Origin of the sequence: Pseudomonas sp. ADAK21 (genome assembly GCF_012935735.1) — a bacterium.
Lineage (GTDB): Bacteria > Pseudomonadota > Gammaproteobacteria > Pseudomonadales > Pseudomonadaceae > Aquipseudomonas > Aquipseudomonas proteolytica.
Genome location: NZ_CP052857.1, coordinates 5,527,478 through 5,554,346, shown reverse-complemented (window position 1 = coordinate 5,554,346; position 26,869 = coordinate 5,527,478). Strand labels below are relative to the sequence as shown.

Below are 26,869 nucleotides of genomic sequence, written 5' to 3'. Positions count from 1 at the left end.
CTAGCATTGCGAGAAGTAAAAGCAAAGAAAGCCCCTCAAGCCCCGAACAAAATAGACGCCTGAACCTCATTAGGCGGATATCTTCCCATGTTGACTGTTTTCAGCGATTCCCACCGTTTGCACCATGGCACCGAACTTAAAGATGGTGTCCTCAAGCCGTCCTTCGAACAGCCGAGCCGGGCCGATACCGTGCGTGATCGGGTCAGGCATGTCGGTTTGGGCGATATCATCGTGCCGCGCACGTTTGATCGTGCCTGCTACGTCAACGCCCACAGCGAGCGCTACGTATCCTTCCTTGAAACCGCCTGGGCACAGTGGACAGCCGTAGGCCGCAGCCATGACGCTTTGCCCCTGGTCTGGCCGGTACGTGACTTGGCCAATCAACAGGTGCCGGACTTTATTGATGGCAAGCTCGGCTTCTTTGCCATGGACGCCGGTTCGCCGATTACCGCCAACACCTGGGACGCGGTGAAGACCAGCGCCGATATTGCGCTTACAGGCCTGGCCTTGATCGATGAAGGCCACGACAGTGCCTTCGCCCTGTGCCGCCCACCTGGGCATCATGCTGCGCGCGAATACATGGGCGGTTATTGCTACCTCAACAACGCCGCCATCGCCGCGCAACAGGCAATTACCCAGGGCGCGCAGCGGGTGGCAGTGCTGGATGTGGACTTTCACCATGGCAATGGCACACAGAACATCTTCTATGACCGCCCGGATGTGATGTTTATCTCCCTGCACGGCGAGCCTTCGGTGTCTTATCCGTACTTCTCTGGCTTCCGTGAGGAGCAGGGCGCGGGTGCCGGTGAAGGGTTCAACCTGAACTATCCATTGCCCAAGAACACCAGTTGGCAGGCCTACAAAAGTGCGTTGCTCGATGCCTGTAAAAAACTGCGCGACTTTGCCCCGCAAGTATTGGTGATCTCCCTGGGTGTCGACACGTTCAAGGACGATCCCATCAGCCATTTCCTGTTGGAAAGCCATGACTTTCTAGGCATGGGCGAGATCATCGCCAGCGTCGGCGTGCCCACGCTGTTTGTGATGGAGGGTGGCTATATGGTCGACGAGATCGGCATCAATGCGGTCAATGTGCTGCACGGCTACGAGAGCCAGCGCGCCTGAGGATTCAACGCCCAAAGTCCGAACCACGTTGACCCCAACAATAAAAAACCTTCGATATTTTTCTGCCAAAACTCAAAAACATAAGAGCAAGAGGTTTTGTGATGAAAACATCTGCACCCGGGCTGGAAAAGCCTGCGCTTCAACGCACCCTCAGTAATCGTCATATTCAACTGATGGCCATGGGCGGCGCGATTGGTACGGGCCTGTTCATGGGCTCGGGAAAGATCATTGCCTTGTCTGGCACCTCGATCATCCTGATCTACATGATCATTGGCCTGTTCGTGTATTTCGTCATGCGGGCCATGGGCGAGTTGCTGTTATCCAACCTGAACTTCAAGAGCTTCGCGGACTTTGCCGGTGCGTACCTGGGGCCGCGCGCGGCGTTTTTTCTTGGCTGGTCCTACTGGTTGAGCTGGAGCGTGGCGGTGGTCGGGGACGCGGTGGTAGTGGGCGGGTTCTTCCAGTACTGGTTCCCCAATGTGCCGGCCTGGCTGCCGGCCATAGGCATGATGCTGACGCTGTTTGCCTTGAACGTGCTGACCGTAAAGTTGTTCGGTGAGGTTGAGTTCTGGTTTGCGATCATCAAGCTCATCGCGGTTGTGACGCTGATCGGTGTGAGTGTGTTGCTGATCGGCAGTTCATTTGTTTCCCCCACGGGCGTAACGGCGTCGCTGGGCAACCTCCTGGATAAACAGGCGGTGTTTCCCAACGGCTTGCTCGGGTTCTTCGCCGGCTTCCAGATGGCGATCTTTTCTTTTGCCGGCACCGAGCTGATTGGCACGGCGGCAGCGGAAACGCGCTCGCCGGAAAAAACCTTGCCCAAGGCCATCAACTCGATTCCGCTGCGCATCATCCTGTTTTATGTGCTGGCCCTGGCGTGCATTATCGCGGTCACCTCGTGGCAGGCGGTGTCACCGACCAAGAGCCCGTTTGTGGAGTTGTTCCTGATCGCCGGCTTTCCGGCAGCCGCCGGTATCGTCAACTTTGTGGTGCTGACCTCGGCGGCGTCCTCGGCCAACAGTGGGGTGTTTTCCGCCAGCCGCATGCTGTTCGGCCTGGCGGACCTGGGCAGCGCGCCAGGGGTGTTCAAGCGATTGTCGAAAAATAGCGTTCCGTTTGTCAGTCTGGCGTTTACCACTTTCCTGATGCTGCTGGGCGTATTGCTGCTGTTCATCGTCCCGGAGGTCATGACAGCGTTTACCATCGTTTCCACCGTGTCCGCGATTCTGGTGATTTTTACCTGGTCGACCATCCTGGCGTCCTACATCGCCTACCGTAAGAAACGCCCTGACCTGCATGCGTCGTCACACTACAAAATGCCGGGTGGCGTGCCGATGGCGTGGTTTTCCCTGGCGTTCCTTGGGTTCGTCCTGTGCCTGCTGGCGCTGCGTCCTGATACCCGATTGGCGCTGTGTGTCATGCCGGGGTGGTTTATCTGGCTGGCGATTGCCTATCAGCTCTCGACGTTCAAAAAACGCTGGTCCTTGTCGCACTCCTTGTAAGGACCTGCTGCAGCGATCGCCAGCAAGCCGCCTCCTGCGGTAGCCCGATGGCTTTAACTCGGGCTTTTACCGCGTACCTGCAACGAATTTCGCTGTCCTGAGTGCTGGCAGGGTGCCACAATGCCATTTTGTCGCAGCACTAGGATCAGGCGAACCAAATGAATGGCCTTGGGCGTGAGCAGGACCAGGATTTTTTCATCGAAGAGCAGGTGCGCACTGATCGCCTGCGTCAGTTGTTTAGCCAATCATTCTCTGCGGTTTTTGGCAGTTATCTGGCCGCGGGCATGCTGTGCTGGCTGTGTTGGGACCGGCTTGATCCCCGCCTGATGATCGGTTGGCTGGTATTGCTGGCAGGCTCGTCGCTCCTGCGTGTGTCGATGTTCCTCCAGTATTTTCGCAGCCCCCGCAGCGAGCGCACGCCCCAGCGCTGGGAGCGTTATTACTGGATCACCCTGGTGCTGTCGGCCGGGATCTGGGGGGCAGGGGCCTTTGCCGTGATGCCCGCCGATGACCGGCTGACCCAGGCGCTGGTCATGCTCTTTGCCGTGGGCATGTCGGTCAGCGCGGTGTCGTGCTACTCGGCCTACCGTTACATGACCATAGTGTCCATGGCCCTGGTGCTATTGCCGTGCACCCTGTGGCTGTTGTTTCAACCCTCCAAGATGCAGATGGGCATGGCTGTTGCCGTGCTGGTGTTCTCGTCATTCGTCGTGGGGGCTTCGCGTAAATTGTCCGAGGCCCTGGAGACGGCGTTTCGCCTGACCCGCGAAATAGAGCGCGCCCACAGTATTTCAACGCGCGCCGCCCAGACCGATGAACTCACCGGTTTGATGAACCGCCGCGCGTTCTTCGACAATGCCCAGGTGCTCTATGACCAATGCAAGCGTACTCACCAGCCGCTATGCGCGTTGATGCTGGACATGGATCACTTCAAGGCGATCAACGACACCTACGGCCACCAGGCCGGCGATCAGGTGTTGCGCCAGATTGGCCAGGTGATCAGAGCGTCCTTTCGCCAGTCGGATATCTACGGTCGCCTGGGGGGCGAGGAGTTTGCGGTGCTGCTGCCCAACACCACCCTGGAAGTGGCACAGAACATCGGCGAACAGTTGATCCGCGCCATTGCGCGCTTGACCATCGACCCGGTACAGGGATTGAGTGCGAGCCTGGGCGTGGCCCCGAACTATGCTGCGGGTGACGACTTGCAGCACTTGATGAATGTCGCCGACAAAGCCCTGTACCGCGCCAAGGCCATGGGGCGCAACCAGGTGGCGGTTGCGTCCTAGCCTCAATCCTTGCCCATGATCTTGGCCAGCACCCGGGAGATCTGGTCGGCGGAGTAGGGTTTGGCCAGGAACTCAAAGCCGTCGTAGCCACAATTGGCCAGCTCCTCGCTGTAGCCAGACGTCAGGATCACCGGCAGGTCGGGCCGGCGTCGGCGCAGCTCACGGGCCAGCGCTACGCCCCCCATGCCCGGCATCACCACGTCGGAAAACACCCCGTCGAACGCCCGGGCATCCGGGCCGATCATCTCCAGGGCTTCTTCGGCATGGGTGGCCCAGACGGTCTGGTAACCCAGGTCCTGCAGGATCTGGTTGGCGAAGCGGCCTACTTCCAGATTGTCTTCCACGATCAGGATGCGCCGCCGCGCGGCGTCCGGATCCAGCTCCAGTGGTGCCTGGACCGTGTTGTCGAGGATCGACTCGGGCTCCACTTGTGGCAGGTACAACGTAAACACGGTGCCCTGGCCGAGCACACTGGCCACATCCACGTTGCCCCCCGATTGCTTGGCGAACCCGAACACCTGCGACAGCCCCAGCCCGGTGCCCTTGCCGACCTCCTTGGTGGTAAAGAACGGCTCGAAGATGCGTTCAAAGGTCGCCTGGGCAATCCCGCTGCCGGTGTCTGCCAGGGAGATTGCCACGAAGGGTTTGCCTGACCCGCCATGCCCGCGTATGCACGGCAACGGCTGGTCCCGGTCCAGGCGCAGCACCAGCGTGCCCTGGCCGTCCATCGCATCCCGGGCATTGAGGGCCATGTTGATCAAGGCCGTTTCAAATTGGCTGGAATCGGCGCAGACGTAACAGGCCAGTTCCGGCAATTGGACGCTGACATGGATTCGCGCGCCGGTGACCGTCTCCAGCATGTCGCCGATGTTCTGTACGCGCTGGCCCACATTGAACACTTGCGGGTTCAGCGGTTGGCGCCGGGCGAAGGCGAGCAACTGGCTGGTCAGCTTGCTGGCCCGCTCTACGGTATCGGTCACGGCGCTCATATAGCGCTGGCCCGCTCTACGGTATCGGTCACGGCGCTCATATAGCGCTGGCGGCGTTCTTCGGGCAGGTTGGGCATGCGCAGGAAGTCGACTGACGAGCGGATGATCGTCAGCAGGTTGTTGAAGTCGTGGGCCACGCCACCGGTCAACTGGCCGATGGCTTCAAGCTTCTGCGACTGGCGCAACGCCGCTTCGGTCTGGTTGAGCAGGGTGGTGCGTTCCACGACCCGCTGTTCCAGGGTCGCATTCAAATCGGCCAGTGCCGACAAGCCCTCGCGGACGATGGCATCGGCGCGCACCCGTTCGATATGCGCCCAGGAGCGCTCCGTGACCTCACCCAGCAGCGCCAGGTCGTAGGAAGACCAGCGGCGCGGCACGCGGTCGTGAATGGCCATCAGCGCGGTCAAGCGTCCGGACTTGATCAGCGGCATGCAAATCGTCGCCGTCACACCCAGAGCCTGGAAGGTCGCGGCTTCCTCGGGCGTCAGTTCCGTCAGGTTGTCATTAATGATCAACGGCTCACCGGCCTGCAGGCGCTCGACCGCCAATTGGCCGAAGTCGGCCAGGCGGTAGTGCCCGACAATGCTGGGCGAACCTTCTGCAGCCCAGTTGCCGCGAATGGTAAAGCCGTCTTCATCGGCCTCCATGTCGGCATAGGCGCAGTTGGACAGGTTCAGGTGGGTCGCCAGTATCTGTGTGGTGGCCGCCATGATCGCAGCAGGATCGGTGGCATTGACTACACCGTTGCTGATCGCATCCAGCACGGCGAGGCGGCGGGCCATGAACACCGAGCCGGTAGTTTCGGTGACGGTATCGAGAATGCCCACGACGTTGCCGCAGGCATCGCGAATCGGGCTGTAGCAAAACGTGAAATAGGCCTGGTCCGGCGCATCACCACGCTCGACGATCAATGGGAAGTCTTCGATAAACGTTGCGTGGCCTGCAAATGCGGCATCGGCGATCGGGCTGATCTGGCTCCAGGCTTCCTGCCAGATGGCACTGAAGGGCTGGCCGAGTGCATCGGGTTTGCTACCAAGGATCGGGACGAAGGCGTCGTTGTACAGGGTGGTCAACTCGGGGCCCCACACCACCGCCTGGGGAAAGTGGGAGGCCAGGCTCAAGGACACGGTGGTCTTGAGCACATCCGGCCATTGGTCCATCGGCCCCAGGGGCGTGTTGGTCCAGTCGTGGCGGCGAACCCGTTCGGCCATTTCACCGCAGCCTTGTAGCCAGTCTGTCATCTACTCAACACCTAGTTCGTCCCACGTTGCGATATGGCACCGCAATATCAAACAACAGACCCGGGCAATGTCCGGCAGTTCAGCGCTACTGCACGCCCAGAAGTGCCGTCCAGTAAATCCCGGCGTCGCTCTTTGGGTCCAGCCCGTAGGCGGCACCCAATTCGCGAAACTGCGGGTTCATCAAGTTGGCGCAGTGCCCGGGGCTGGCGAGCCAGCCATCGACCACTTTGCGCGGCGTATCCAGGCCCGCTGCAATATTTTCACCGACCTGCTGGGCCACGTAGCCAGCCAGCTCCGCGCGGTCGCCCGGGGTGCGGCCGTCGCGGTCCAGATGGTCGAAGAAGTTGTGGTTGGCCATGTTGCGTGCATGACTGTCGGCGGCGCTTGCCAGTTGCGCGTTCCAGGCCAGTGGCGTGGTGGCGGCGAAAGCCTGCTCGCCACATTGGCGCGGTTGCTTGCGGGCGGCGTTGACCATCTCCAGCAGTTGCGGGCCGGCCTCCTGGGAACTGGCCAGGCCGCGGCTCAGCAGCGGACGGGCGAGGACAATGCGCCAGTCCTGGCCATTGTTGCTGACGCCGATATCGACGAACTGCGGGTCCAGTACCACGCGGCAGAAACTCTCGCGCACCGCTTTCATCGCCGATTGCGCGTCGCGAGGTCCGGACAGGCTGATCGCCTGGACATTCACCATCGGGTAGGCCGCCTGGGCCAGGTCCTGCTGCAAATCGCCGGCATTATTGACCGGCAATACCAGGCGTGGGTCGACCGCCAGCGGTGGCAACTCCTGGGAACCCTGGTCGCCACAGCGTTGCAGTTGGCTGCGGTACTGGTTGATTGAGTCGATCAATTGACTCTCTTCGCTCGCCGACGCCGTGGCGCAAAACACCAGGCTGGCGGCCAGCGTCGTAACACCCATCATCAATGACAGAACGCGCATGGACGTTTCTCTTGAGCATGAAAGTGCCCATGATGCGCGATCAAGGGGCGCAGATGCACCCCTTGGGCAACATTTTGCCCTCAGTTCTTGAATGCCGAGTGCTTGCGGCCCTGGTCACACAGGGCAAACACCACCACCAGCACCGAGGCGATAGCGAGGATGATCACCACACCGTCCGTCGAGTGCGTGGTCGAAGCGGCCACCATCGACAAGGCACCCAGCGGCGCCAAGCCACCGGCGATGGCCGTACCGATTTCACGCCCGGTACCAAAGCCCGAAGAGCGAGTCTGGGTCGGGAACTGGCGGCTGAGGAACGAACCTTGGGGGGCGAACATCATCGGCGCGAGGATCCCGGTGCCGATCCCGATGGCCAGGTAGATCATCAGGCTTTCACCGGTGTTCAGCAGCGCCAGGAACGGGTAGGCGAACAGCAGCGACAGCACGCCACCCAGCACCAGTACCGTTTTGCTGCTCCATTTGTCACACAGCCAGCCGAAGCAAGGCACGGCGACAATGGCGACCAGGCTGGCAATGGTCACCGACAGCGACGTGACATGCACGTCGACACCCTTGAACTGGGTGAGGTAGGCCAGGGAGAAGGTCTTGAAGATGTAGCTCAGGGCGTTGTAGCCAATAGCCACGAAGAACACCACCGCCAGGCCCTTGAGGTCGTTCTTGAACAGCGCCTTGAGCGGCGAAACCTTGGCCTTGGCCGGCTCCTGGCTCAACTCTTTGAACTCCGGGGTTTCCGGGATGCTGTTACGTACCCACAGGCCCACACCCACCAGGGCGATGCTGCAGATAAACGGGATACGCCAGCCGCCGGCCAGCAGGAACTCATTGCCATTGATGGTCAGCAGGTACACGGTCAGCGATGACAGCAGCAGGCCGAGGTTCAAGCCCAGCGCCGGCCAGGCACCCTGGCTGCCGCGCTTGCCTTCTGAAGCATGCTCGTAGGAAGTGACCGCTGCGCCCGACAACTCGGCGCCGGCGCCCAGGCCCTGGATGATGCGGATAAACACCAGAATGATCGGCGCCCAGATGCCAATCGAGGCGTAGCTGGGGATCAGGCCGATCAGCGTGGTGCACACGCCCATCATGCAGAATGTCAGCACCAGCACATGTTTGCGGCCGAACTTATCGCCCAGGTAGCCGAACAGAATGCCGCCGAAGGGGCGGGCGATAAAACCGATGGCGAAGGTGGAAAACGCCATCAGGGTCGCGGTCTTCGGGTCACTGTTATCAAAGAAGATCTTTGAAAAGACAATCGCCGCCATGGTCGCGTAGAGGTAGAAGTCATACCACTCCAGCATCGAGCCGAAGATGGTGGCGGCAGCGACCTTGCGCAGGCGTTTCTTGGTTTGTGCCGGGGTTTCCACCGTGGCGGGGTTATGGGCTTTTGCCGTCATGCTTTACTTCCTTCTCAGTCATTATATTTATTAGGGTGTTGCGAACGCGTTCAACTGTGGGAGCTGTCGAGCCTTGGCGAGGCTTCGATAGCGGTGGGTCAGGCGATATTTTTCTTGCCTGTGCCGCCGTCATCGCAGCCTCGCGGGGCGAGACAGCTCCCACAGGGGGTATTCAGTTGGGGGTGAACATGCGGTCGGCGATCATTTCGCCAATCGGAATGGCAGAGGTGGCCGCCGGTGACGGCGCGTTGCACACGTGCAACATGCGCGGCGTCTGGGCGAACAGAAAGTCATGTACCAAAGTGCCGTCGCGCATCACCGCCTGGGCGCGGATCCCGGCTTCGTAGGGCAGCAGATCGTCGAGTTCCAGGGATGGGCAATACTTGCGGCACTGCTCCAGGTAGCCGGACTTGAACAACGAGTTCTTCATTTCCACGCTGCCGGAGCCGAGGTTCTGCCAGATGGTTTTCCAGAAGCCGGGGAAGCGCGCGTACTCGGCCACATCCTTCCAGTTGACGGAAAACTTCTTGTAGTTTTCCCGACCCAGGCCCAATACGGCATTGGGGCCGACGGTGACGCTGCCATCGATCATGCGGGTCAGGTGCACCCCCAGGAACGGCAGCTCAGGGTCGGGGATCGGGTAGATCAAGTGGTTGACGATGTTGTTCTTCGACGCTGGCAAGCGGAAATACTCGCCACGGAACGGGATGATCTGGTGGTCGATATCAATCCCGGCCAGGGTCGCCAGGCGGTCCGATTGCAGGCCGGCGCACACCACCAGGTGCCGTGCCTGCCAGGCGCCATCGAGGGTGTTGACGGTGACTTTGTCGGTGTCTTCGGCAATCGCGGTGACGGTTTTTTCCAGGCAGATCTCACCGCCCTTGCGACGAATCACTTCGGCCATGGTTTCGCAGACCTGGCGGTAGTCGACGATCCCGGTGGCATCGAGGAACAACCCGCCCAGGCCGACGATATTCGGCTCGCGGGCGCGCAGTTGCTCGGCGTCCAGGCGTTCGACTTTCATCCCGTTGAGTTGCGAGCGCGCATACAGCGCTTCCATGCGCTGCACTTCCAGGGCCGTGGAGGCCACCAGTAACTTGCCGCACACCTCGAACTTGATCCCATGTTCGCGGCAGAACTGTTTGGTGGCCTCGGCGCCGCGCTTGCACAGGTCGGCCTTGAGGCTGCCGGGTGCGTAGTAGATGCCGGCATGGATCACGCCGCTGTTATGGCCGGTCTGGTGCTTGGCCAGCACCGGTTCCTTTTCCAGGATCACCAGTGATGCGTTGGGCTGGCGCTTGAGCAGCTCCATCGCGGTGGCCAGGCCGACAATGCCGCCGCCGATGATGCAAAAGTCATAAATCATGTGGGGGCTACCTAAATCAATACATTTCAGTCTGCTTATCAGGTTGTCAGACTAATGTTTTTGTTAAAAAAACGGCGCGCCCGCAGGCACGCTTTATCGGTATGGGTCGATCAGTGGGTCGCGGGCAGCTCCAGTTGCAGGCGTTTGGCGGCAGCACGCAAATGCGCTTCGGCGGCAGCGGCGGCGCCTTGTGGGTCGGCGTCGACAATGGCCTGGTACAGCGCCTGGTGTTCCTGGGTGGCATCGGCCGAGCCGCTGGCAAAGCGCGAGGCCGAGTTTTCCCAGGCGGTCTTGCGCGCGCTGGCCAACTGGCTGCGCAGAAAGTCGTGGAAGGCGACGAAGTATTCGTTTTTGCTGGCGTCGGCGATGGCCCGGTGAAACTCCACGTCGGCGAGGGCAGCGGCTTCAAAGTCTGCGCGCTTGTCGTGCATTTCCTGCAGGGCCCGCTTCATGCGCTGCAGGTCGCCTGCGTCACGGCGTTGGGCGGCAATTGAGGCTGCCTGGGTTTCGATCCACAAGCGCACTTCGAACATTTGCGCGAGGTCAGGGCGCCGGCCGTTCTTTTCTGGAAAGCGGAACACCGTACCGGCCGGGGTCTGCGAAATAAACGAGCCCAGGCCACGCCGGGCGGTCAGTACGCCATCGGCCTTGAGCTGGGCAATCGCCTCGCGCACCACCGAGCGGCTGACATTCAACTGTTCGGCCAGTTGCTGCTCGGTCGGCAGGCGCGACTCGGGCGCCAGTTGTCCGGAGTCAATCTCGGCCCGTATGGCGCTGACTACACGCACGACGAGGGAATCTGGACGCTGGAGCTCAAGCATGGCAAAACCTAGGTGATCAGGTTGTCAGACAATAGCTGTTACGATTTTCCCTTGTCAAGGCGCTGTGCTGGCCTGCAGCGTTTTTACCCGGCGCGCGCAGGCCAGCAGCAGAGCCAGTGCGACCAGCCCCGAGGCGACCCAGAACGCTAGGCGAAACCCTCGGCCAACCGCGGCAGGCAGCGCCGCATGGACATCGCCCATGCCCCAGGCAAACACCGCTCCCAGCGCCCACGCGCCGACAATCAAGCCCAGGTTGCGCGACAGGTTTAGCCAGCCGGCAATCGTCCCGCGTCGATCCGCCGGCACATTGCCCATTACCGCCGTGTTGTTGGCCGCCTGGAATTGCGCGTAGCCCAAGGTGAGGATCCCCAGCGCACCGATGTAACCCGTGACGCCCAAAGGCATCAACGCCAGCACCAGGCAGCCGGCCAGCATGCACAGCAGGCCGCCCAGCGTGGTGGCGTAGCTGCCGCAGCGGTCGGTCAGGCGCCCGGCCGGTATGCCCGCCAGCGCCGCGATACACGGACCTACCGCCATCGCCAGGCCCATCTGCGCGGGATCGAGTCCTATGCCATGGCTCAGGTAAAACGGCCCGGCGACCAGGGTGGTCATCATCACCGCGGCCACCAGCGTACTCATGCCCAGCCCGGCGCCCAGGGCCCGGTCATGGAGTGTCGCGAAGACACTCAAGCGGCCCGCACCTGCTGGTTGCGGGTCTCTGTCGGCCTGTGTGCGTTGCACCAGCACAAAGGCGAGGGCGGCCAACGGCAGCATCACCAGAAACAGCGCACGCCAGCCAGACGCCGCAATCAGTGCGCCGCCGATGGCCGGGCCCAGGCCAGTGCCCACCGCCGACAGCGTCCCCAGCAAACCCATGACGCGACCGGTCTGCGCTTTGGGGACGGTGGCCGCGACCAGTGCCATGGTCATTGCCAGCATGATCGCCGCGCCAAACCCTTGCAGCGCCCGCGCCGCGACCAGTACGCCAAGGGAGGGCGCGGCACTGCACAGAGCACAGGCCACCGCGAAGACCAGCACGCCGGCCAACAGCAGGCGGCGATGGCCGAAGCGATCCCCGAGGCGACCGACACTCACCAGCACAGCGGTGATTGCCAGCAAATAGCTCAGCACCACCCACTGCACCGCCGCAAAGCCTGCCGCAAAGGCCTCGGCCATTTGCGGCAGGCCGACATTGGCAATGCTGGTGCCCAGCGACGCCAAGAGCATGCACAGCGACAAACCGGCGAGCGCGCCGCGTGGGGGAGGGGATGTCATGGGGTTTCCTTGTTCTGCACCGTGGTCGTTGCCCGCACTCTAGGGTGTCGCCTAACATGGCGGAAGACGCATCAGTTGCACTCTATATGTGCGTCAAACGCCTGATAAGGATTGCCGCCGTGTCGCTGCCTGACTTCAACCTGCTGATCACCCTGGACGTGCTGTTGGCCGAAGGCAGCGTCGCCCGTGCCGCCCAACGCCTGGGCCTGAGCCCCTCAGCCATGAGCCGTGCGTTGGCACGGCTACGTGAAACCACCGGCGATCCGCTGCTGGTGCGTGCCGGACGCGGCCTGGTGCCGACGCCCCGGGCCCTGGAACTGCGCGAACGGGTCGGCCAACTGGTGCAGGAGGCCGAAGCGCTGCTGCGTCCGCTGCAGGTCCTGGACCTCAAGGGCCTGGTGCGGACCTTCGTGCTGCGCACCAGCGAAGGGTTCGTCGAAAGTTTCGGTCCTGCGCTGATCGCCCATGTGGCTGAGCAGGCACCCGGCGTGCGCCTGCACTTTGTGCATAAGCCCGGTGCGCCGCTGCGCGACAGCAGCGTGGACCTGGAAACCGGCGTCGTCGATAGCAGCGCCCACCCCGAAGTCCTCACCCAGTTGCTGTTTCGCGACCGCTTTATCGGTGTGGTGCGCGCCGGCCACCCGTTAAGCCAAGGTCCCATCACCACCGCGCGCTACGCCGCCGGCCGGCATATCTACGTGTCTCGGCGCGGGCGCGAACGTGGGCAGATCGACCACGCACTTGAGGCCTTGGACCTGACGCGAGACGTGGCAACCATCGTCACCGGGTTCTCTACGGCCGTGGCCCTGGCGCAACGGACCGACCTGATCGCCAGCGTTCCCGAGCGCTATACCAGCGGCCTGCGTGAGGGCCTGTTCAGCTTTGCCCTGCCGGTCGAGGTGCCGCCGTTCAGCGTGGCGATGCTCTGGCATCCACGGCTGGATGCCGACCTCGCGCATCGTTGGTTGCGCGGCTGTTTGCGCCAGGTATGTGGCGCAGAACAGGTACAATCCCCGCTGCCTTGATTGCGAAATACCAGGAAACAGGAATTCGATGTTCACCCTTACCCACTACACCAGCCCATGCCCCGAGCCCGTCAACAGCCAGATCTTGCAGATGGTGGTCGACTACCTGACCGATATCAGCTCGGTCGCCTTACCGCCGAGCAACCTGCTGTACAACATCTACCAGTATGCAATCGGCTACGAAGTGCACCTGTACCTGGAGGCGCTGGCTGGGGCCAAGGGCATTGCGGTCGAGCTGATTGTGGCGACGGATGAGCAGGATCCGGCCAAGGTCATCGGCTTCTTGCTATACCTGCCGGTCAAGGACGATCCCGAGGCCTGCGGCGTGGCCTATATGGCCGTGCATGCCAGCCACCGCCGCCAGGGCGTGGCGCGGGCGATGATGGATGAGATGCTCAGCCGTTACCCCCATGGCGAATTGACCTGCACCGTGGAAAAAGTCCCGGCCTTTGAATCCATGGGCTTCCAGGTGCGCGGCGTGCGCGGGACTCAGGTGTTGATGAATACACGCGACTACAGCACCGATGGCCTGATGGGCGTGTTGGATGTGGCATCGATCTATAGCTCGCTGGAAGTGCGGCAAATCCACACCTACCTGCTACAGAAACACGGCAAGCGCGCGATGATCGATGCCGAGAAACAGCGCGACCGGCATTTCGACCAGATGACCCGCAAGGCCCAACTATTTGTACAAGTCCGGCAGGAGTAACTTTCTGCTCTTTGCATAGATGTCCTCAGTTGCGGTAGGCACTGGACTCAATGGCAATTAACAGAGCGCGCCCGGATATATAGGAACTGTTTTTGTTTATCGGCCACTACTGGTGACCAGCCCGCACAAGCTGCAGTAGAGATGCCGCCGAGGTTGGTGAAACTATTACCAATGGAGAAAAACATGTTTTCGATTTCCGCCAATACCCCAGGAATACTTGCCCCCACCATCGATACCTCACAGCAAAAACCCACTGCATTCGATGCAAGGCTGGAGACGTTGGATAATGTTCAAAAACACAAATTAGAAAACGAGCAATCGGCGAACAATAACGAGGGGCAAGACGCTGCCAAGCAAAATGCATTTACATTTAAAACGCCGGGTGGCGGCAGTTATACTTGGTAAATCATGCATTTGACTCCCGTCACCGGTTTATCCGGTGGCAGGCCTAGTTTTCTCGAAACAAGTCATGGGCATCGAGCAACCGGTACGCAATCTCCGGCCGTTTCTCCAGCCCTTTGCGAATCGCTGCCGGAATCGACTGCCGCGTCTTGCGGCACAGCCCCGGCAGTTCATCGATCACGATCTGGATCCCGCGCATGCTTTTGACTTCGGTATGCCCTGGGGCGATGTGCACGCGGATGCCCAATTGCTGGTGCATCAAGTGTTGCATGCGTTCCAGGTCTGCCAGGCTTTGCAGGTTTTCCAGGCGTTCGAGCAGTTTTTTTTCTTCCTGGCGGGTCAATTGCAGGATGCGCTGGTCGGTACCGGGCGCATCGAGCAATTGCTCGCGCGCGCAATCACACACAGCAGGTGGGCAGGGTTGGCGAATTGTCATGATCACTCCCTCCCCACGCTGGTGCTGACGGCTCAGTAGGTCAGTTGCACGCCCAGGCTGCCCAGGGCGTTCCAGTACTCAGGATAGGTCTTGCCCACGCAGTCCGGGTCCTGGATCCGGATGCCCGAGACTTTCAGGCCCGCCAGGGCAAAGCACATGGCGATGCGGTGGTCGGCGTGGGTGTCGATCAGCGCGGTGCAGGCCGTGCCCGCCAGCGCTGGATCGCTGGCCACCAGCAAGTCATCACCGATAATGGTCGCCAGGCCTGGGCGGATCTCGTTGAGGCCGTCATGCAGGGCCTGGACGCGGTCGCATTCCTTGACGCGCAGGTTGGCCAGTTCGGTGAAGCGCACCGGGGTGTTGTTGAACGCCGCCAGCACCGCCAGGGTCGGGATGGCGTCCTGCATCTGCGAGCCGACCACCGTGGCCGGCATCTGCGGGAATTGCGCGATCACGGCCTGGGCCTTGGCGTCGGGTTGGGTGAAATCCTGTGCGGCGACGCCTAGGTCGATGTTGCCGCCGGTCAGCACTTCGGCAGCCCACAAGTAGGTGGCGGCAGACGCGTCGGGTTCGATCAGGTAATCATGGGCGATGTAGCCGGTAGGGGCCACGCGCCAGGTGCTGTCGTTGACCACGTCCACCTGGGCGCCAAAGGCGCGCATGCAGTCCAGGGTCAGGTCGACGTAACCACGGGCACCGATGTCTTTGCCGGTCAACGCCACTTCGATCGGCGCTTCGCCACAGGCGGCAAGCATCAGCAGTGCCGAGACGTATTGGCTGGACAGGCCGCCATCGATCTCGAAGCGCTTGGCCTGCACGCGGCCAGTGCCGTGCACGGTCACAGGCGGGCAGCCGGTGGGGCTTTCAACCTTGATGCCATTGTGGTTCAGGGTCGTCAGTAGCGGGCCGATGGGGCGCTTTTGCATGTACTCGTCGCCGTCCAGTACCACGGTGCCTTCCACGGTCGCCACGGCGGCTGTGAGAAAGCGCATCGCGGTGCCGGCGTTGCCGAGGAACAGCGGTTGCGCCGGCAACTGCAGCTTGCCATGGCCGGTGACAACAAAGGTCACGTCATCCGGCTCATCGATGGTCACGCCCATCTGGCGCAAGGCCACGGACATATGCCGGGTGTCATCGCTTTTCAACGCGCCGCTCAGGCGGCTGGTGCCCTTGGCCAGGGCTGCCAGCAGCAGGGCGCGGTTGGTAATGGATTTGGAGCCGGGAGGCGCTACCTTGCCGTGCAATGGAAAGTTGGGCGGTGTCACGGTCACGGTTTTCTGCGAACTCAAGGTACAAGGCTCCTGATTCAAGGCGCGGTGGCTGGGAGTGGCCGGCTGGCGGAGACGAATAATCGACCATCCGGCACGCTAGGGTCAAATCATGGCGCAGGTTTAACCGCGCAGGCTCAACCAATAGGCATGCAAGGCCCTGGCCGCCGGTTCGATGCGGGCCACCTGTTGTTGATGGGCGGCCACATCCAGGTCGGCCGGCAATTGGAAGTTGTCCTGCTCGGCGCACCAGGAGATGGCTTCCAACTGCGCTGCCTGCTCGGTCGGCAGGGCTGGCCATTGGCTGATCGCGGCGCCACGGATATAGCCAAAGCACCATTCCTCGGCGAGGGTTAGCGGCAGGCCCTGGTGTTCGGTTTGTTCGAAGCGCGCCTGAAAGCCCTGGGCATCACTGGCCAACTGCTGGGCGATGCCAGTGAGATGACGTGTGCACAGGTCGATGAACTGCTCCAGTTCGGCCTTGCTTTCCCATGCCGGGATCTGGTCGCCCCAGATGGCCGGGAACCAGATGGCAACATCCACCGGCGCCGGGCCGGACACCAGGGCGGTGAAGTAGCCATCGAACTCGGCCAGGTTCAGTACCGAGTTGTCGTCGCCGTACTTGAGCAGAATGTCTTCGATGAACTCGAAATCGGCAGGGGCGAGGGCTGGGTCGTGCATGAAAATATCCTTTGAGCGTCAAGCGCCGCAGATAAGGCGGCGTAAAGCGCGGAGGATGGCGCGAGTCGGCGTTTTAATCCAGTGCTAGATCACCTTCACCGCCCGGCCAATCGCCTGGATCGGCCCGGTTGGCTTACCGGTCGGCGAGCCATTGGGGCCTTCCAGGGTCATCTCGAACAACTGGTTTGGCGCCAGCGGCGGCAGCTTGTCCAGGGGGATCGACAGGCTCTGCCCCGGCTTGACCAGCCCGAGGGAAACCGGGCCTTGCCAGTCATCACCCTTGGTCCAGAACTCCAGTGCCTTGTCCGCCGGTATCTGCATGACGCCCAGGGGGATCAACTGGATTTGCTGATCGTTGCTGGCCTGGATTACCCAGCCTGGGGCCTGGCTTTGTGGCGCCGTCAGCACCACCACGTAGGCCGTCGGGTTGATGGCGGCGGGGCGGGTCAGCAGCAGCGAAGCCAGCACCAAACTGGCCAATAAACCTGCACCGGCCAGGCCACGCCACAGCGCGAGCAGGTTCCACCAGGGCACCGGCGGCGTGTCGCCCACAGCGTGATGGCCCAGGCTGCGTTCAATGCGCCGCCACAGGTAGGGTGAAGGCGCCACCGGCTCGGCCAGCTCGGTCAGCGGCAACAAGCGCTGTTCCCAGGCCTCCACCGCCGCGCGCAAGGGCGCATCGTGTTCCAGGCGTTGCTGCACGTTCAGGCGTTGCTCGGCCGCCAGGGTGCCCAATACGTATTCGCCGGCCAGGTCGTTCAATTCTTCGGGGGTCATGCCATGCACTCACGCAATGCCGCGAGGCTGCGTTTGATCCAGGCTTTGACAGTCCCCAGCGGGGTGCCCAGTTTCTGTGCGATTTCACTGTGGGACAGGCCGTCGACATACGCATGCAGGATGCAACTGCGACGCGACGGTTCCAGGTGTTCCAGGCACTGGTAAACCTTGCCGCTACGGGCACGGTATTCGAAATGCTCGGTGCTGGGGTCAGCCGCCAAGGTCTGTTCATGCTCATCACTGAGCGCAACTTCGCGGCCCTTTTTGCGCATGACGTTGAGCGCCAGATGCCGGGTCACGCTATACACCCAGCCACGGGCCGAACCCCTACGGGGGTCGAAACCGCTGGCGCCGTTCCAGATATTGATAAACGCCTCATGCACGATGTCCTCCGCCAGGGCCGTATCCCGCGCAATGCGCTTGGCCACGCCGAGCAGCCGGGCGCAATCCTGTTCGTACAACTGACGCAAGGCTTGCTGTTCGCCGCGGGCGCAGGCCAACAGGCAGGCTTCATAGTCAAAGAGAGGTTCGGGCAAGGAGTGGGGCCGCCTTTGAGGGTCAAGCCCCGGCCGCGATTGGCCGGGGTGCTAGCGCAGCAGCTTAGACGACTTTTTTTGCCAGGCGCATCATTTGGCCGCCCAGAAGATGTAATCCGCCTGGTACTTCACCACTTCTTGCTGGCCTTTGTTGGCGGTACTGCATTCGGCACTTGGCGCCACGCCACCCTTGAGCGCGACGCGCTGGATATAGCTGACACCGCTCATTGCACCCTTGCCTTCGGCCGGGTTGGCCTTGACCAGTTGATAGGGCAGGTTGCCCGCGCTGGACGGCGCCACGGCCAATTGCGTGCCGGTGACTTTCGAACCGTCCTTGGCCTGCCAGGTGGCGGGCGGGCCGAAGTAGGTGCCGACCTGCTTGCCGCTGCGATCATTGAGCACTGCCTTGGGGCCGACGAAGACCCATTCGGTCTGGCCGGCAGCGTTGGCCTTGTCGCGGCACTCGTAGGTGATTTCGCCGACACCGATGGTTTCCATGGTCACCTTGTGGCCGTCCGGCACCTTGATGCTGTCGGGCAGGCTGGTCTGGGCAAAGGCCGCGGGCGCCGCGAGCAGCAGGCAGGTCAGGCAGAGCAGGGGTTTAGTGTTCATCGGTGTCTCTCCGTAGGGGTGAACAGCAGAGCAGCGTTATGGCTACTACCTGTACTACTCACGGCACGGCTGACTGGATGCACGGCGCGACAAATAAATCCCTGAGACGTAAAAGGAATAAAGTCAGATCGTATTGATATAAGTCGTTATAAGAAAAATCGCTATGCTGCCGCCAGAATTTTATAAGGCCGCAGGTAGTTGTAATGGATGTGGGTAATTTTGGTTTTGTAGTGGCAGGCCTGATCGTTGGTTTTATCGTCGGCATGACCGGCGTGGGTGGCGGGTCGCTCATGACCCCGATCCTGTTGTGGTTCGGCATCAACCCCGCCACGGCGGTGGGCACCGACTTGCTGTATGCGGCCATCACCAAGTCCGGTGGGGTGCTGGTGCATGGCAAGAACAAGAACATCGACTGGACCATCACCGGCTGGCTGACCCTGGGCAGCGTGCCGGCAGTATTGTTGACGCTGTGGTTCCTCAAGAGTCTGCACACCGACCCCAGCGCGATGAACGAGGTGATCAAGCAGGCCCTGGGCGTGGTACTGCTGCTCACGGCCCTGGCGATTCTGTTCAAGAAAAAACTGTTGGCCTTTGCCCAGCACCATGCGGGCGACAACTACCATATGAGCCCGCGCAACCTCAACGGGCTGACAGTTTTCACCGGCGCGATCCTCGGCACCATGGTCGCCCTGACCTCCATCGGTGCCGGCGCGCTGGGCACCGTGGCGTTGTTTATCCTGTACCCGTTCCTGGCCACCAAGCGCCTGGTGGGCACTGAAATCGCCCACGCCGTACCGCTTACCCTGGTCGCAGGCCTAGGGCATGCGAGCATGGGTAACATGGACTGGCATTTGTTGGGGTTCTTGCTGATGGGGTCGCTGCCGGGGATCTACGTTGGCAGCCATATGTCAGGCCGGGTGCCGGATGAACTGTTGCGCCCGTGCCTGGCGGTGATGCTGGGGTTGATTGGTTTCAAGCTGGCGTTCTGACTGCGGCATACTGTGGCAGTGGTGCTTTTGTGGAGAGGGGGCTGCTGCGCAGCCCAGCGCGGGGCAAGCCCGCTCGCCACAACAAGCCCGCTTCCCACAACAAGTCCGCTTGCCACGATAAGCCTTATGCCTTACGCGATTTATCCAACCACTCCACCGCCGTGCGCCAGATACAAATCCCCAGGAAGTACGCCGACATCAACAACCACAAGCCCATGGTCAGCTTGTTGGTATACGGCTGGTCGATCACCAGCAACAGGCTGCACAGCAGCCACACCGTGGTCACCGCAATGTTGATCGGCATGAAGCGCTTGACCCGGAAGGGGTGCAGGAACTTCATCGGGGTCACTGTCAGCAGCGCCAGGCCAATCACCGTGGCCAGGGTGATCCAGGCGTCCGGGTCAATGATGTAGACACACAGCGCCACCACGTTCCAGGCAGCGGGGAAGCCCTGGAAGTAGTTGTCCTTGCTCTTCATGTTGACGTTGCAGAAGCAGAACAGCGACGACACCAGGATCACCGAGACGGTGAACAGGTGGGTGAAGTCCGGCAGGTCGATGTAGCGGTAGATAAACAGCGCCGGGATAAACACATACGTCAGGTAGTCGATCACCAGGTCCAGCACCGAGCCATCAAAGCTTGGCAGCACGGTCTGCACATTGACCCGTCGCGCCAGCGACCCATCCACGCCATCTACAATCAATGCCAGGCCCAGCCACAGCAGGCAGGCCTTGGGTTGGTTCTCCAGCAGCGCCAGCGTCGCGAGGAAGGCCAGCACCACGCCGGTGGCGGTAAAACCATGGGCGCCCCAGGCTTTGAGTCTGGCTACATGCAGGGTCGATATCACAGGGGCGTTCTCCAAAAGGTGAAACACGGCAGCCGACGGCGATTGAGCGTCGAATCTGGCCAAGGGATGCAGGTATCGACCGGAAAGGTGGGGATAAGGTTCACCACCACGGCGTTAGGTTTAGCGTAGCAAGCGTTGACGGATTCGGCATCAGCCCTGACGGAACACCAGGGCCTTCAAGCCGCTTTGCGGGTCGACATCGGGAAATTCCGGCGGGTTTGCCAGGCGCTGCTCAAAGCGCAGCCCCGGCGCTTCGCGGGTCACGCCTTCGATCAGGAAGTCTTCGCCAAACGCCGGGTCGTTCATGCAGGCCAATACTGTGCCCTGGGGCGTCAGCAAATCTGGCAGGCGGCGCAGTACGCGCTGATAGTCCTTGGTCAACAGGAAGCTGCCTTTCTGGAAGGACGGCGGATCGATGATCACCAAGTCATAGGGACCGTTGCCGGTGACCTTGGCCCAGGACTTGAACAAGTCGTGCCCCAGAAAGCTCACCTTGCCCAGGTCATGGCCATTGAGCCGGTGATTGTCGCGGCCCCGGCTCAGGGCGCCACGGGCCATATCCAGGTTGACCACATGCTCGGCCCCGCCCTCGATGGCGGCCACGGAAAACCCGCAGGTATAGGCAAACAGGTTCAGCACCCGCAGGCCACTGGCGTGTTCGCGTACCCAATTGCGGCCGTAGCGCATATCCAGGAACAGCCCACTGTTCTGTTTTTTGCCCAGGTCGATGCGATACAGCAGGCCGCCTTCGGTGATGGTCAGCTCCTCGACCATCTGCCCCCACAACCATTCGGTGGTGCTTTGCGGCAGATAGCGATGTTGCAACGCCAGGGTGTGGGCGCCGGCCTGCTGCCATTCGTCGCTGGTGCAGAGGTTGCGCAGCAATTGCTGCAAGGCATCCAGTTGCACCGCTTCGGGCTCCTTGAACAAAGCAACCAGCACCACGCCTTGCAGCCAATCCACAGTCAGTTGTTCCAGGCCCGGCCAGCAGCGGCCCCGGCCGTGGAACAGGCGCCGGGTTTCTGCAGGTACGTCGCGCAGGGCGGCGAGCAAATGGGTGTGGAGCAGGGCGAGGGCGTCAGGGGTCATCGGGCAGCGTCGATCATTAAACGGGCGGCATTTTAAACACAATTGCGGTGTTTCAGGTGGTTGAAGCACAACGTGCTTTTAATTGGCTGTGTTTAAGCATTTTGTGCTGCAAATCGCCCGGCAACCTATCCAGAACAGTCAAAAAATCCTTTTGGGCAGACATAAACTGGAAAAAACAGCTCGGAGGTGCCCATGAACGGTTTCGTAAAGACAGTCAATCAAACAGCCATTGACCAGCAGGAGCTCACCGAGTGGCGCGACGCCCTGGCATCCCTGGTACGCCACGCCGGTCCTGAGCGCGCGCGGGAGATCCTCGATATGCTGGCCGACGCCGGCAACACCCCGGCCATCGGCTGGAAGCCGCGCCATGGCACGCCGTACATCAACAGTATCGACGTGGATCAGCAGCCCCACTTTCCTGGCGACCTGGCCACCGAAGAACGCCTGGCCTCGCTGGTTCGTTGGAATGCCCTGGCCATGGTGGTGCGGGCCAATCAGGCTTATGGCGAACTGGGCGGCCATATCGCCAGCTATGCCAGCGCGGCGGACCTGTTCGAAGTGGGCTTCAACCATTTCTTCCGTGCGCGCCACAACAACGAGGGCGGCGACCTGGTGTTCTACCAGCCCCATTCCGCGCCTGGCATCTATGCGCGGGCGTTTCTTGAAGGCCGCTTGAGCGAGCAGGACCTGGCCCATTACCGCCAGGAACTGGGCGCCGTCAAGGCGGGCGCCCGTGGCCTGTCCAGCTATCCGCACCCGTGGTTGATGCCGGACTTCTGGCAGTTTCCCACCGGCTCCATGGGCATCGGCCCGATCAGCTCGATTTTCCAGGCGCGCTTTATGCGCTACCTGCACCATCGCGGCTTGCAGGACACCACCGACCGGCACGTCTGGGGCGTGTTTGGCGACGGCGAGATGGACGAGCCGGAAAGCATGTCGGCCCTGACCCTGGCCGCTCGCGAAGGCCTGGACAACCTGACCTGGGTGGTCAACTGCAACCTGCAACGCCTCGATGGCCCGGTGCGCGGCAACGGGCGAATCATCGACGAACTGGAAGCATTGTTTGCCGGTGCCGGCTGGAACGTCATCAAGCTGGTCTGGGGTTCGGACTGGGACGCCTTGCTGGCCAAGGATGAAGACGGTGCGTTGGTGCGCACCTTGTCCCAGACCGTGGACGGGCAGTTCCAGACCTTTGCCGCCAAGGACGGTGCCTACAACCGTGAGCATTTCTTCGGCCAGAGTGAATCCCTGGCCAAGCTGGCGGCGGGCTTGAGTGATGAGCAGATCGACCGCCTCAAGCGCGGCGGCCACGACATGCTGAAAATCCATGCCGCCTACCATGCTGCGCGGCGGGTCAAGGGACGCCCCACGGTGATCCTGGCCCAGACCAAGAAAGGCTTCGGCATGGGCGAGGCCGGCCAGGGCAAGATGACCACCCACCAGCAGAAAAAACTCGACCGCGAGGCGTTGATCGGCTTTCGCAACCGCTTCCAGTTGCCCTTGACCGACGAGCAGACCGAATCCCTGAGCTTCTACAAACCCGCCGCCGACAGCCTGGAGATGCGCTACCTGCACCAGCGCCGTGCCGTGCTCGGCGGCTATGTGCCCAGCCGCAGCCAGAGCGCCGAGCCGGTACCCGTTCCGCCCGTGAGTGGCTACGCCGGTTTCGCCACCCAGGCCGAAGGCAAGGAAATGTCCACCACCATGGCCTTTGTGCGCATGCTCAGCAACCTGCTCAAGGACAAGGCCCTGGGCCCGCGGATCGTACCGATTGTCGCCGACGAGGCGCGCACGTTTGGTATGGCCAACCTGTTCAAGCAGATCGGTATTTATTCCAGCGTCGGCCAGCGCTACGAGCCGGAAGATATCGGTTCGATCCTCAGCTATCGCGAAGCCACCGACGGGCAAATCCTGGAAGAAGGCATCAGCGAGGCCAGCGCGATCAGCTCCTGGGTCGCGGCGGCCACCAGTTATTCGGTGCATGGCTTGCGCATGCTGCCGTTCTACATCTACTACTCGATGTTCGGTTTCCAGCGCGTGGGCGACCTGATCTGGGCCGCCGCCGACCAGCGCGCCCGCGGCTTTCTGCTCGGTGCCACGGCGGGGCGTACCACCTTGGGGGGCGAGGGCTTGCAGCACCAGGACGGCAGCAGCCACTTGATGGCTGCGACCGTGCCCAACTGCCGCGCCTACGACCCGGCATTCGCCGGCGAGTTTGCGGTGATTCTCGACCACGGCATGCGCCAGATGCTTGAGCACGACGTCGACGAGTTCTACTACGTGACCCTGATGAACGAAAACTACCCGCAGCCGAGCCTGCCGGCGGGCGTCGAAGCCGCGATCATCAAGGGCATGTACCGCCTCGACGGCAATGCCGGCGCCAAGGTGCGCCTGCTCGGCTCGGGCACCCTGGTGCGCGAGGCCCAGGCTGCCGCGCAGTTACTGGCTGACGATTGGCAGATCGACAGCGAGGTGTTCAGCGTGACCAGTTTCAGCGAACTGGCCCGCGAAGCGCGGGAGGTGGAGCGCCATAATCGCCTGCATCCGCTGCAAAGCCCACGGCACAGCCACCTGGCGACCTGCCTGCCACCAGGCGCGCCAGTGGTTGCGGTGTCGGACTACGTGCGCGCAGTGCCACAGATGATCGGCTCGTACCTGGGGTCGAGCTATACCGTGCTGGGGACTGATGGGTTCGGGCGTAGCGACACCCGTGCGGCGTTACGCGACTTCTTTGAGGTAGACCGCCACCACATCGTCCTTGCCGCGCTGGCGGCCCTGGTGGAACAAGGCAGCCTGCAGGCGCAGGTGTGCCAGCAGGCTATCGACCGCTACGGCCTGCACACCGAGCGCGGGGCGTCCTGGACCCACTGACGAGGACTCACTGTAGGAGCGGGCTTGTGTGGGAGCTGGCTCCCACACAAGCCCGCTCCCACAGGGTTTTTCGGTGTGTTCTAGAGCGTGGCAATCAACGCCGGCCCAAATGCCTCATGCAAAAACTGCGGCGCGATGTAGCGCTGGTAATGCGCCTCCGACAACAGGAAAAACTCCCGATCAATCGCATCCCGCAAATCCGCCAGGTGCCGCTCACGAAACTCCGGCAGCAGCGCCAGGCCATAGGCATCGAGCCTGGAAATCACCCGCGCACCGCGGGCAATCAACTGATAGGCCCAGCAGTAAGGTGACTGGTGCGGCATAAAGCGGATCTTGCGCGCTTCCAACTGCTGGCGCAGGCGCGGGGCATCCAGCACTTGCAGCTTGCTGGCCATGACCTGCACCAGCAACTGTTCGAGGCGTAGCCAGACCGCTTGTTTTTCCTCGGCGCTATAACCGTTCCACTGAATGACTTCATGGTGATAACGCTTGCAGCCACGGCACACCAGGTCGCCATACACGGTGGAGCACAGGCCGACGCACGGCGTCTTGATGGTTTGATTTGGCATAAAAACCGCGTCTTTCCTAATCCACGACAAAAGGGTTCATCGGCGCTCCAGGGCGCTGAACTGCTGGTTCAACCACTGATACAACTGGGTGACTGCCCGTGACATCTGCCCACGGTGGGGGCAGGCGAAACTCAAGGGGTACACATCACCGGGAACCTCGGGCAACAGCACCACCAAACGCTCGGCCTGCACATCGGCGTACACGTCCAGCCAGCATTTGTAGGCGATGCCTTCACCCGCCACCGCCCAGCGCCGCACCACGTCGGCGTCGTCACTGAACAAGGGGCCGGCAACCTGCACGGTCTGCTCACCCAGTTCCCAGCGGTCATGCAGACGGCCGTTTTGCAGGTACAGCAGGCACGGGTGGCGGGTCAGGTCGTTGACCGATGCGGGGGCACCGTGGCGCGCCACGTAATCGGGCGATGCCACCAGCACCCGGCGATTCCAGGGCGCCAAGGGCAGGGCGATGTAGTTGGCATCCTCGTTCCAGCCATAGCGCAGGGCCACGTCCACCGGGTCGCGAAACAGGTTGGTGACCTGATCCGATACCAGCAAGCGCAAGGTCAGCTCAGGGTGTAGGCGGCGGAACTCGGTGAGCATCGGCAGCAGGATATTGCGCCCCAGGTCCGAAGGCGCGGCGACCTGCAATGTGCCCTGCAGCGGCGCGTCATCGCCGCGCAAGCGTTCGCGGCCCAGGGCCAACTGCTCCAGCACGCCACGGGCGGTGGGCAGGTACTGTTCGCCCTCGGCACTCAACCGCAGGCTGCGGGTGGTGCGGGTAAACAGGCGCACCTGCAGTTCCCGCTCCAGGCGCTTGATGGCTGCGGCGACTTGCCCCGGCAACAGATTGGCCTCAACCGCGGCGGCGGTGAAGCTGCCCAGGGCGGCGCTGCGCAGGAACAGCCCAAGATCATCGATGCGGATCATTTTCACTCCAGGGATGAAAGTGTTGCTGCATTTTGTCGATTTTTCTTCGCGCTGGGAACGGTAAAGATATAAGCCATCGAGGGCCATCGCCCCTCATCAACCGTGAGTTCCCATGAAAGCAATCTCCTTTACCCAACATGGCCTGCCCATTGACGACCCGCGCTCGCTGATCGACGTGAACATCGATGCTCCCCAGCCAGGCCCCCGGGACCTGCTGGTAGAAGTGCAGGCCGTGGCGGTCAACCCGGTCGATACCAAGGTGCGCGCCGGCACTTTCGCCAAGGAGCCGAAAATCCTCGGTTGGGATGCGGCGGGCATCGTGCGCCAGGTGGGCGCCGACGTCACCCTGTTCAAACCGGGCGACGCGGTGTACTACGCAGGCTCCTTGATCCGTTCCGGCAGCTACAGCGAGTTCCAGGTGGTTGATGAGCGCATCGTCGGTCACCGGCCGCGCACAGTGGATGCGGCCCACGCCGCCGCCTTGCCGCTGACTTCGATCACTGCCTGGGAGTTGCTGTTCGATCGCCTTGGCGTGACCGAAGGCGGCGGTGAGGGCGAGGTGCTGTTGGTGGTCGGTGCCGCTGGTGGGGTGGGTTCGATCCTGGTGCAACTGGCCCGCCAACTCACCCGCATGACCGTGATCGGCACCGCCTCGCGGCCCGAGACCATCGAGTGGGTCCAGCGCATGGGAGCCCATCACGTGATCGACCATCGCCGGCCCATGCTCGCCCAGCTCAAGGCACTGGGGGTTGATGGGGTCAGCCATGTCGCCAGCCTCACCCATACCGAGGAGTATCTGCCGCAACTGGTAGAAGTGCTGCGCCCCCAAGGGCGGCTGGGGTTGATCGACGATCCGGCCAGCCTGGATGTCATGCCACTCAAGCTCAAATCCCTGTCCTTGCACTGGGAACTGATGTTCACCCGCTCGCTGTTTGAAACGGCGGACATGATCCAGCAACACCATCTGCTCAACCGCGTGGCCCAACTGATTGACCAGGGGGTGTTGCACACCACCCTCGGCGCGCATTTTGGTGCGATCAACGCGGCCAACATGCGCAGCGCCCATGCCCTGGTGGAAAGCGGCAAGGCGCGGGGCAAGATTGTGCTTGAAGATTTCCAATGAACACCCTGATCAAAGCCCTGGGCTTATCGCTGTGCGTAATGCTTGCCGGCTGCGCCAGCC

The 26,869-nt window shown here is 61.9% G+C and carries 24 protein-coding genes and 1 pseudogene; 9 read left to right on the top strand and 16 right to left on the bottom strand.

Going from position 1 to position 26,869, the window contains the following annotated elements; all coding sequences use genetic code 11:
* The first annotated feature begins 87 nt into the window (after window positions 1–87).
* The 3 genes from HKK57_RS24890 to HKK57_RS24880 all read left to right on the top strand — a co-directional run bounded on the left by HKK57_RS24890 (window position 88) and on the right by HKK57_RS24880 (window position 3,910).
* A complete protein-coding gene (locus HKK57_RS24890; RefSeq protein WP_029295094.1) occupies window positions 88–1,122 on the top strand; it encodes a histone deacetylase family protein in 1,035 nt (344 codons plus the stop codon).
* A gap of 101 nt (window positions 1,123–1,223) precedes the next feature.
* The gene (locus tag HKK57_RS24885) at window positions 1,224–2,624 is read left to right on the top strand and encodes an amino acid permease (protein WP_159907285.1); all 1,401 of its coding nucleotides are present in this window, start codon (window positions 1,224–1,226) and stop codon (window positions 2,622–2,624) included.
* 158 nt (window positions 2,625–2,782) lie between these two features.
* A complete protein-coding gene (locus HKK57_RS24880; RefSeq protein ID WP_169390998.1) occupies window positions 2,783–3,910 on the top strand; it encodes a GGDEF domain-containing protein in 1,128 nt (375 codons plus the stop codon).
* Window positions 3,911–3,912: 2 nt separating this feature from the next.
* Here HKK57_RS24880 and HKK57_RS24875 read toward each other — a convergent pair.
* The 6 genes and pseudogenes from HKK57_RS24875 to HKK57_RS24850 form a co-directional block, all read right to left on the bottom strand.
* Window positions 3,913–6,140 (bottom strand): annotated as a pseudogene (locus HKK57_RS24875) (response regulator).
* An 85-nt stretch (window positions 6,141–6,225) separates the two neighbouring features.
* Entirely contained in the window at window positions 6,226–7,077 is an 852-nt protein-coding gene (locus tag HKK57_RS24870) for a CAP domain-containing protein (protein WP_029295102.1), read from the bottom strand.
* A gap of 80 nt (window positions 7,078–7,157) precedes the next feature.
* Window positions 7,158–8,486 (bottom strand): MFS transporter, encoded by a 1,329-nt coding sequence (locus tag HKK57_RS24865; protein ID WP_169390997.1) that lies wholly within the window; start codon window positions 8,484–8,486, stop codon window positions 7,158–7,160.
* A 172-nt stretch (window positions 8,487–8,658) separates the two neighbouring features.
* Window positions 8,659–9,852: an L-2-hydroxyglutarate oxidase gene (gene lhgO, locus HKK57_RS24860; protein ID WP_029295105.1), complete on the bottom strand. Its 1,194-nt coding sequence runs from the start codon at window positions 9,850–9,852 to the stop codon at window positions 8,659–8,661.
* A gap of 110 nt (window positions 9,853–9,962) precedes the next feature.
* Entirely contained in the window at window positions 9,963–10,673 is a 711-nt protein-coding gene (locus tag HKK57_RS24855; protein ID WP_029295107.1) for a FadR/GntR family transcriptional regulator, read from the bottom strand.
* A 54-nt stretch (window positions 10,674–10,727) separates the two neighbouring features.
* A complete protein-coding gene (locus HKK57_RS24850; RefSeq protein ID WP_169390996.1) occupies window positions 10,728–11,948 on the bottom strand; it encodes an MFS transporter in 1,221 nt (406 codons plus the stop codon).
* 119 nt (window positions 11,949–12,067) lie between these two features.
* Between HKK57_RS24850 and HKK57_RS24845 the strand changes: the two genes are divergently transcribed.
* The 3 genes from HKK57_RS24845 (at window position 12,068) to HKK57_RS24835 (ending at window position 14,087) form a co-directional block, all read left to right on the top strand.
* Window positions 12,068–12,973 carry a LysR family transcriptional regulator gene (locus HKK57_RS24845; protein WP_154908067.1) on the top strand — a complete coding sequence of 302 codons (906 nt, stop codon included), beginning with the start codon at window positions 12,068–12,070 and terminating at the stop codon, window positions 12,971–12,973.
* Between the two features lie 28 nt (window positions 12,974–13,001).
* Complete coding sequence (locus HKK57_RS24840; protein ID WP_169390995.1) at window positions 13,002–13,682, top strand: GNAT family N-acetyltransferase; 681 nt, start codon at window positions 13,002–13,004, stop codon at window positions 13,680–13,682.
* Window positions 13,683–13,865: 183 nt separating this feature from the next.
* The gene (locus tag HKK57_RS24835; protein ID WP_029295115.1) at window positions 13,866–14,087 is read left to right on the top strand and encodes a hypothetical protein; all 222 of its coding nucleotides are present in this window, start codon (window positions 13,866–13,868) and stop codon (window positions 14,085–14,087) included.
* 43 nt (window positions 14,088–14,130) lie between these two features.
* Here HKK57_RS24835 and HKK57_RS24830 read toward each other — a convergent pair whose 3' ends face one another.
* The 6 genes from HKK57_RS24830 to HKK57_RS24805 all read right to left on the bottom strand — a co-directional run bounded on the left by HKK57_RS24830 (window position 14,131) and on the right by HKK57_RS24805 (window position 18,394).
* Window positions 14,131–14,520 (bottom strand): hypothetical protein, encoded by a 390-nt coding sequence (locus tag HKK57_RS24830; RefSeq protein WP_029295118.1) that lies wholly within the window; start codon window positions 14,518–14,520, stop codon window positions 14,131–14,133.
* Window positions 14,521–14,552: 32 nt separating this feature from the next.
* Window positions 14,553–15,809 carry a 3-phosphoshikimate 1-carboxyvinyltransferase gene (locus tag HKK57_RS24825; protein ID WP_029295119.1) on the bottom strand — a complete coding sequence of 419 codons (1,257 nt, stop codon included), beginning with the start codon at window positions 15,807–15,809 and terminating at the stop codon, window positions 14,553–14,555.
* A 102-nt stretch (window positions 15,810–15,911) separates the two neighbouring features.
* On the bottom strand, window positions 15,912–16,469 hold the full coding sequence (locus HKK57_RS24820; RefSeq protein ID WP_070994948.1) for a UPF0149 family protein: 558 nt from the start codon (window positions 16,467–16,469) through the stop codon (window positions 15,912–15,914).
* 84 nt (window positions 16,470–16,553) lie between these two features.
* Window positions 16,554–17,246 (bottom strand): anti-sigma factor, encoded by a 693-nt coding sequence (locus HKK57_RS24815; RefSeq protein WP_169390994.1) that lies wholly within the window; start codon window positions 17,244–17,246, stop codon window positions 16,554–16,556.
* Entirely contained in the window at window positions 17,243–17,782 is a 540-nt protein-coding gene (locus HKK57_RS24810) for a sigma-70 family RNA polymerase sigma factor (RefSeq protein WP_169390993.1), read from the bottom strand. The genes HKK57_RS24815 and HKK57_RS24810 overlap by 4 nt, the downstream gene beginning before the upstream one ends.
* A gap of 90 nt (window positions 17,783–17,872) precedes the next feature.
* Window positions 17,873–18,394, bottom strand: a complete 522-nt coding sequence (locus tag HKK57_RS24805; RefSeq protein ID WP_169390992.1) for a DUF3455 domain-containing protein — start codon at window positions 18,392–18,394, stop codon at window positions 17,873–17,875.
* A 203-nt stretch (window positions 18,395–18,597) separates the two neighbouring features.
* Here HKK57_RS24805 and HKK57_RS24800 point away from each other — a divergent pair, with 203 nt between their 5' ends.
* Window positions 18,598–19,383: a sulfite exporter TauE/SafE family protein gene (locus HKK57_RS24800; protein WP_029295128.1), complete on the top strand. Its 786-nt coding sequence runs from the start codon at window positions 18,598–18,600 to the stop codon at window positions 19,381–19,383.
* 124 nt (window positions 19,384–19,507) lie between these two features.
* Here the strand turns inward: HKK57_RS24800 and pcsA are convergent, their stop codons facing one another.
* Window positions 19,508–20,230: a phosphatidylcholine synthase gene (gene pcsA, locus HKK57_RS24795; RefSeq protein ID WP_029295130.1), complete on the bottom strand. Its 723-nt coding sequence runs from the start codon at window positions 20,228–20,230 to the stop codon at window positions 19,508–19,510.
* Window positions 20,231–20,380: 150 nt separating this feature from the next.
* Window positions 20,381–21,319 carry a class I SAM-dependent methyltransferase gene (locus HKK57_RS24790; protein ID WP_169390991.1) on the bottom strand — a complete coding sequence of 313 codons (939 nt, stop codon included), beginning with the start codon at window positions 21,317–21,319 and terminating at the stop codon, window positions 20,381–20,383.
* 192 nt (window positions 21,320–21,511) lie between these two features.
* On the opposite strand from HKK57_RS24790, the gene mdeB reads away from it, so the two are divergent.
* Window positions 21,512–24,190: an alpha-ketoglutarate dehydrogenase gene (mdeB, locus tag HKK57_RS24785; RefSeq protein WP_169390990.1), complete on the top strand. Its 2,679-nt coding sequence runs from the start codon at window positions 21,512–21,514 to the stop codon at window positions 24,188–24,190.
* Between the two features lie 80 nt (window positions 24,191–24,270).
* Here mdeB and HKK57_RS24780 read toward each other — a convergent pair whose 3' ends face one another.
* Together HKK57_RS24780 and HKK57_RS24775 are read right to left on the bottom strand one after the other, a co-directional pair.
* Window positions 24,271–24,759 (bottom strand): DUF1289 domain-containing protein, encoded by a 489-nt coding sequence (locus tag HKK57_RS24780; RefSeq protein ID WP_029295134.1) that lies wholly within the window; start codon window positions 24,757–24,759, stop codon window positions 24,271–24,273.
* 36 nt (window positions 24,760–24,795) lie between these two features.
* Window positions 24,796–25,686 carry a LysR family transcriptional regulator gene (locus tag HKK57_RS24775; RefSeq protein WP_070994943.1) on the bottom strand — a complete coding sequence of 297 codons (891 nt, stop codon included), beginning with the start codon at window positions 25,684–25,686 and terminating at the stop codon, window positions 24,796–24,798.
* Window positions 25,687–25,798: 112 nt separating this feature from the next.
* Here HKK57_RS24775 and HKK57_RS24770 point away from each other — a divergent pair, with 112 nt between their 5' ends.
* Window positions 25,799–26,809 carry a zinc-binding alcohol dehydrogenase family protein gene (locus HKK57_RS24770; protein ID WP_029295136.1) on the top strand — a complete coding sequence of 337 codons (1,011 nt, stop codon included), beginning with the start codon at window positions 25,799–25,801 and terminating at the stop codon, window positions 26,807–26,809.
* The last annotated feature ends 60 nt before the right edge of the window (window positions 26,810–26,869 follow it).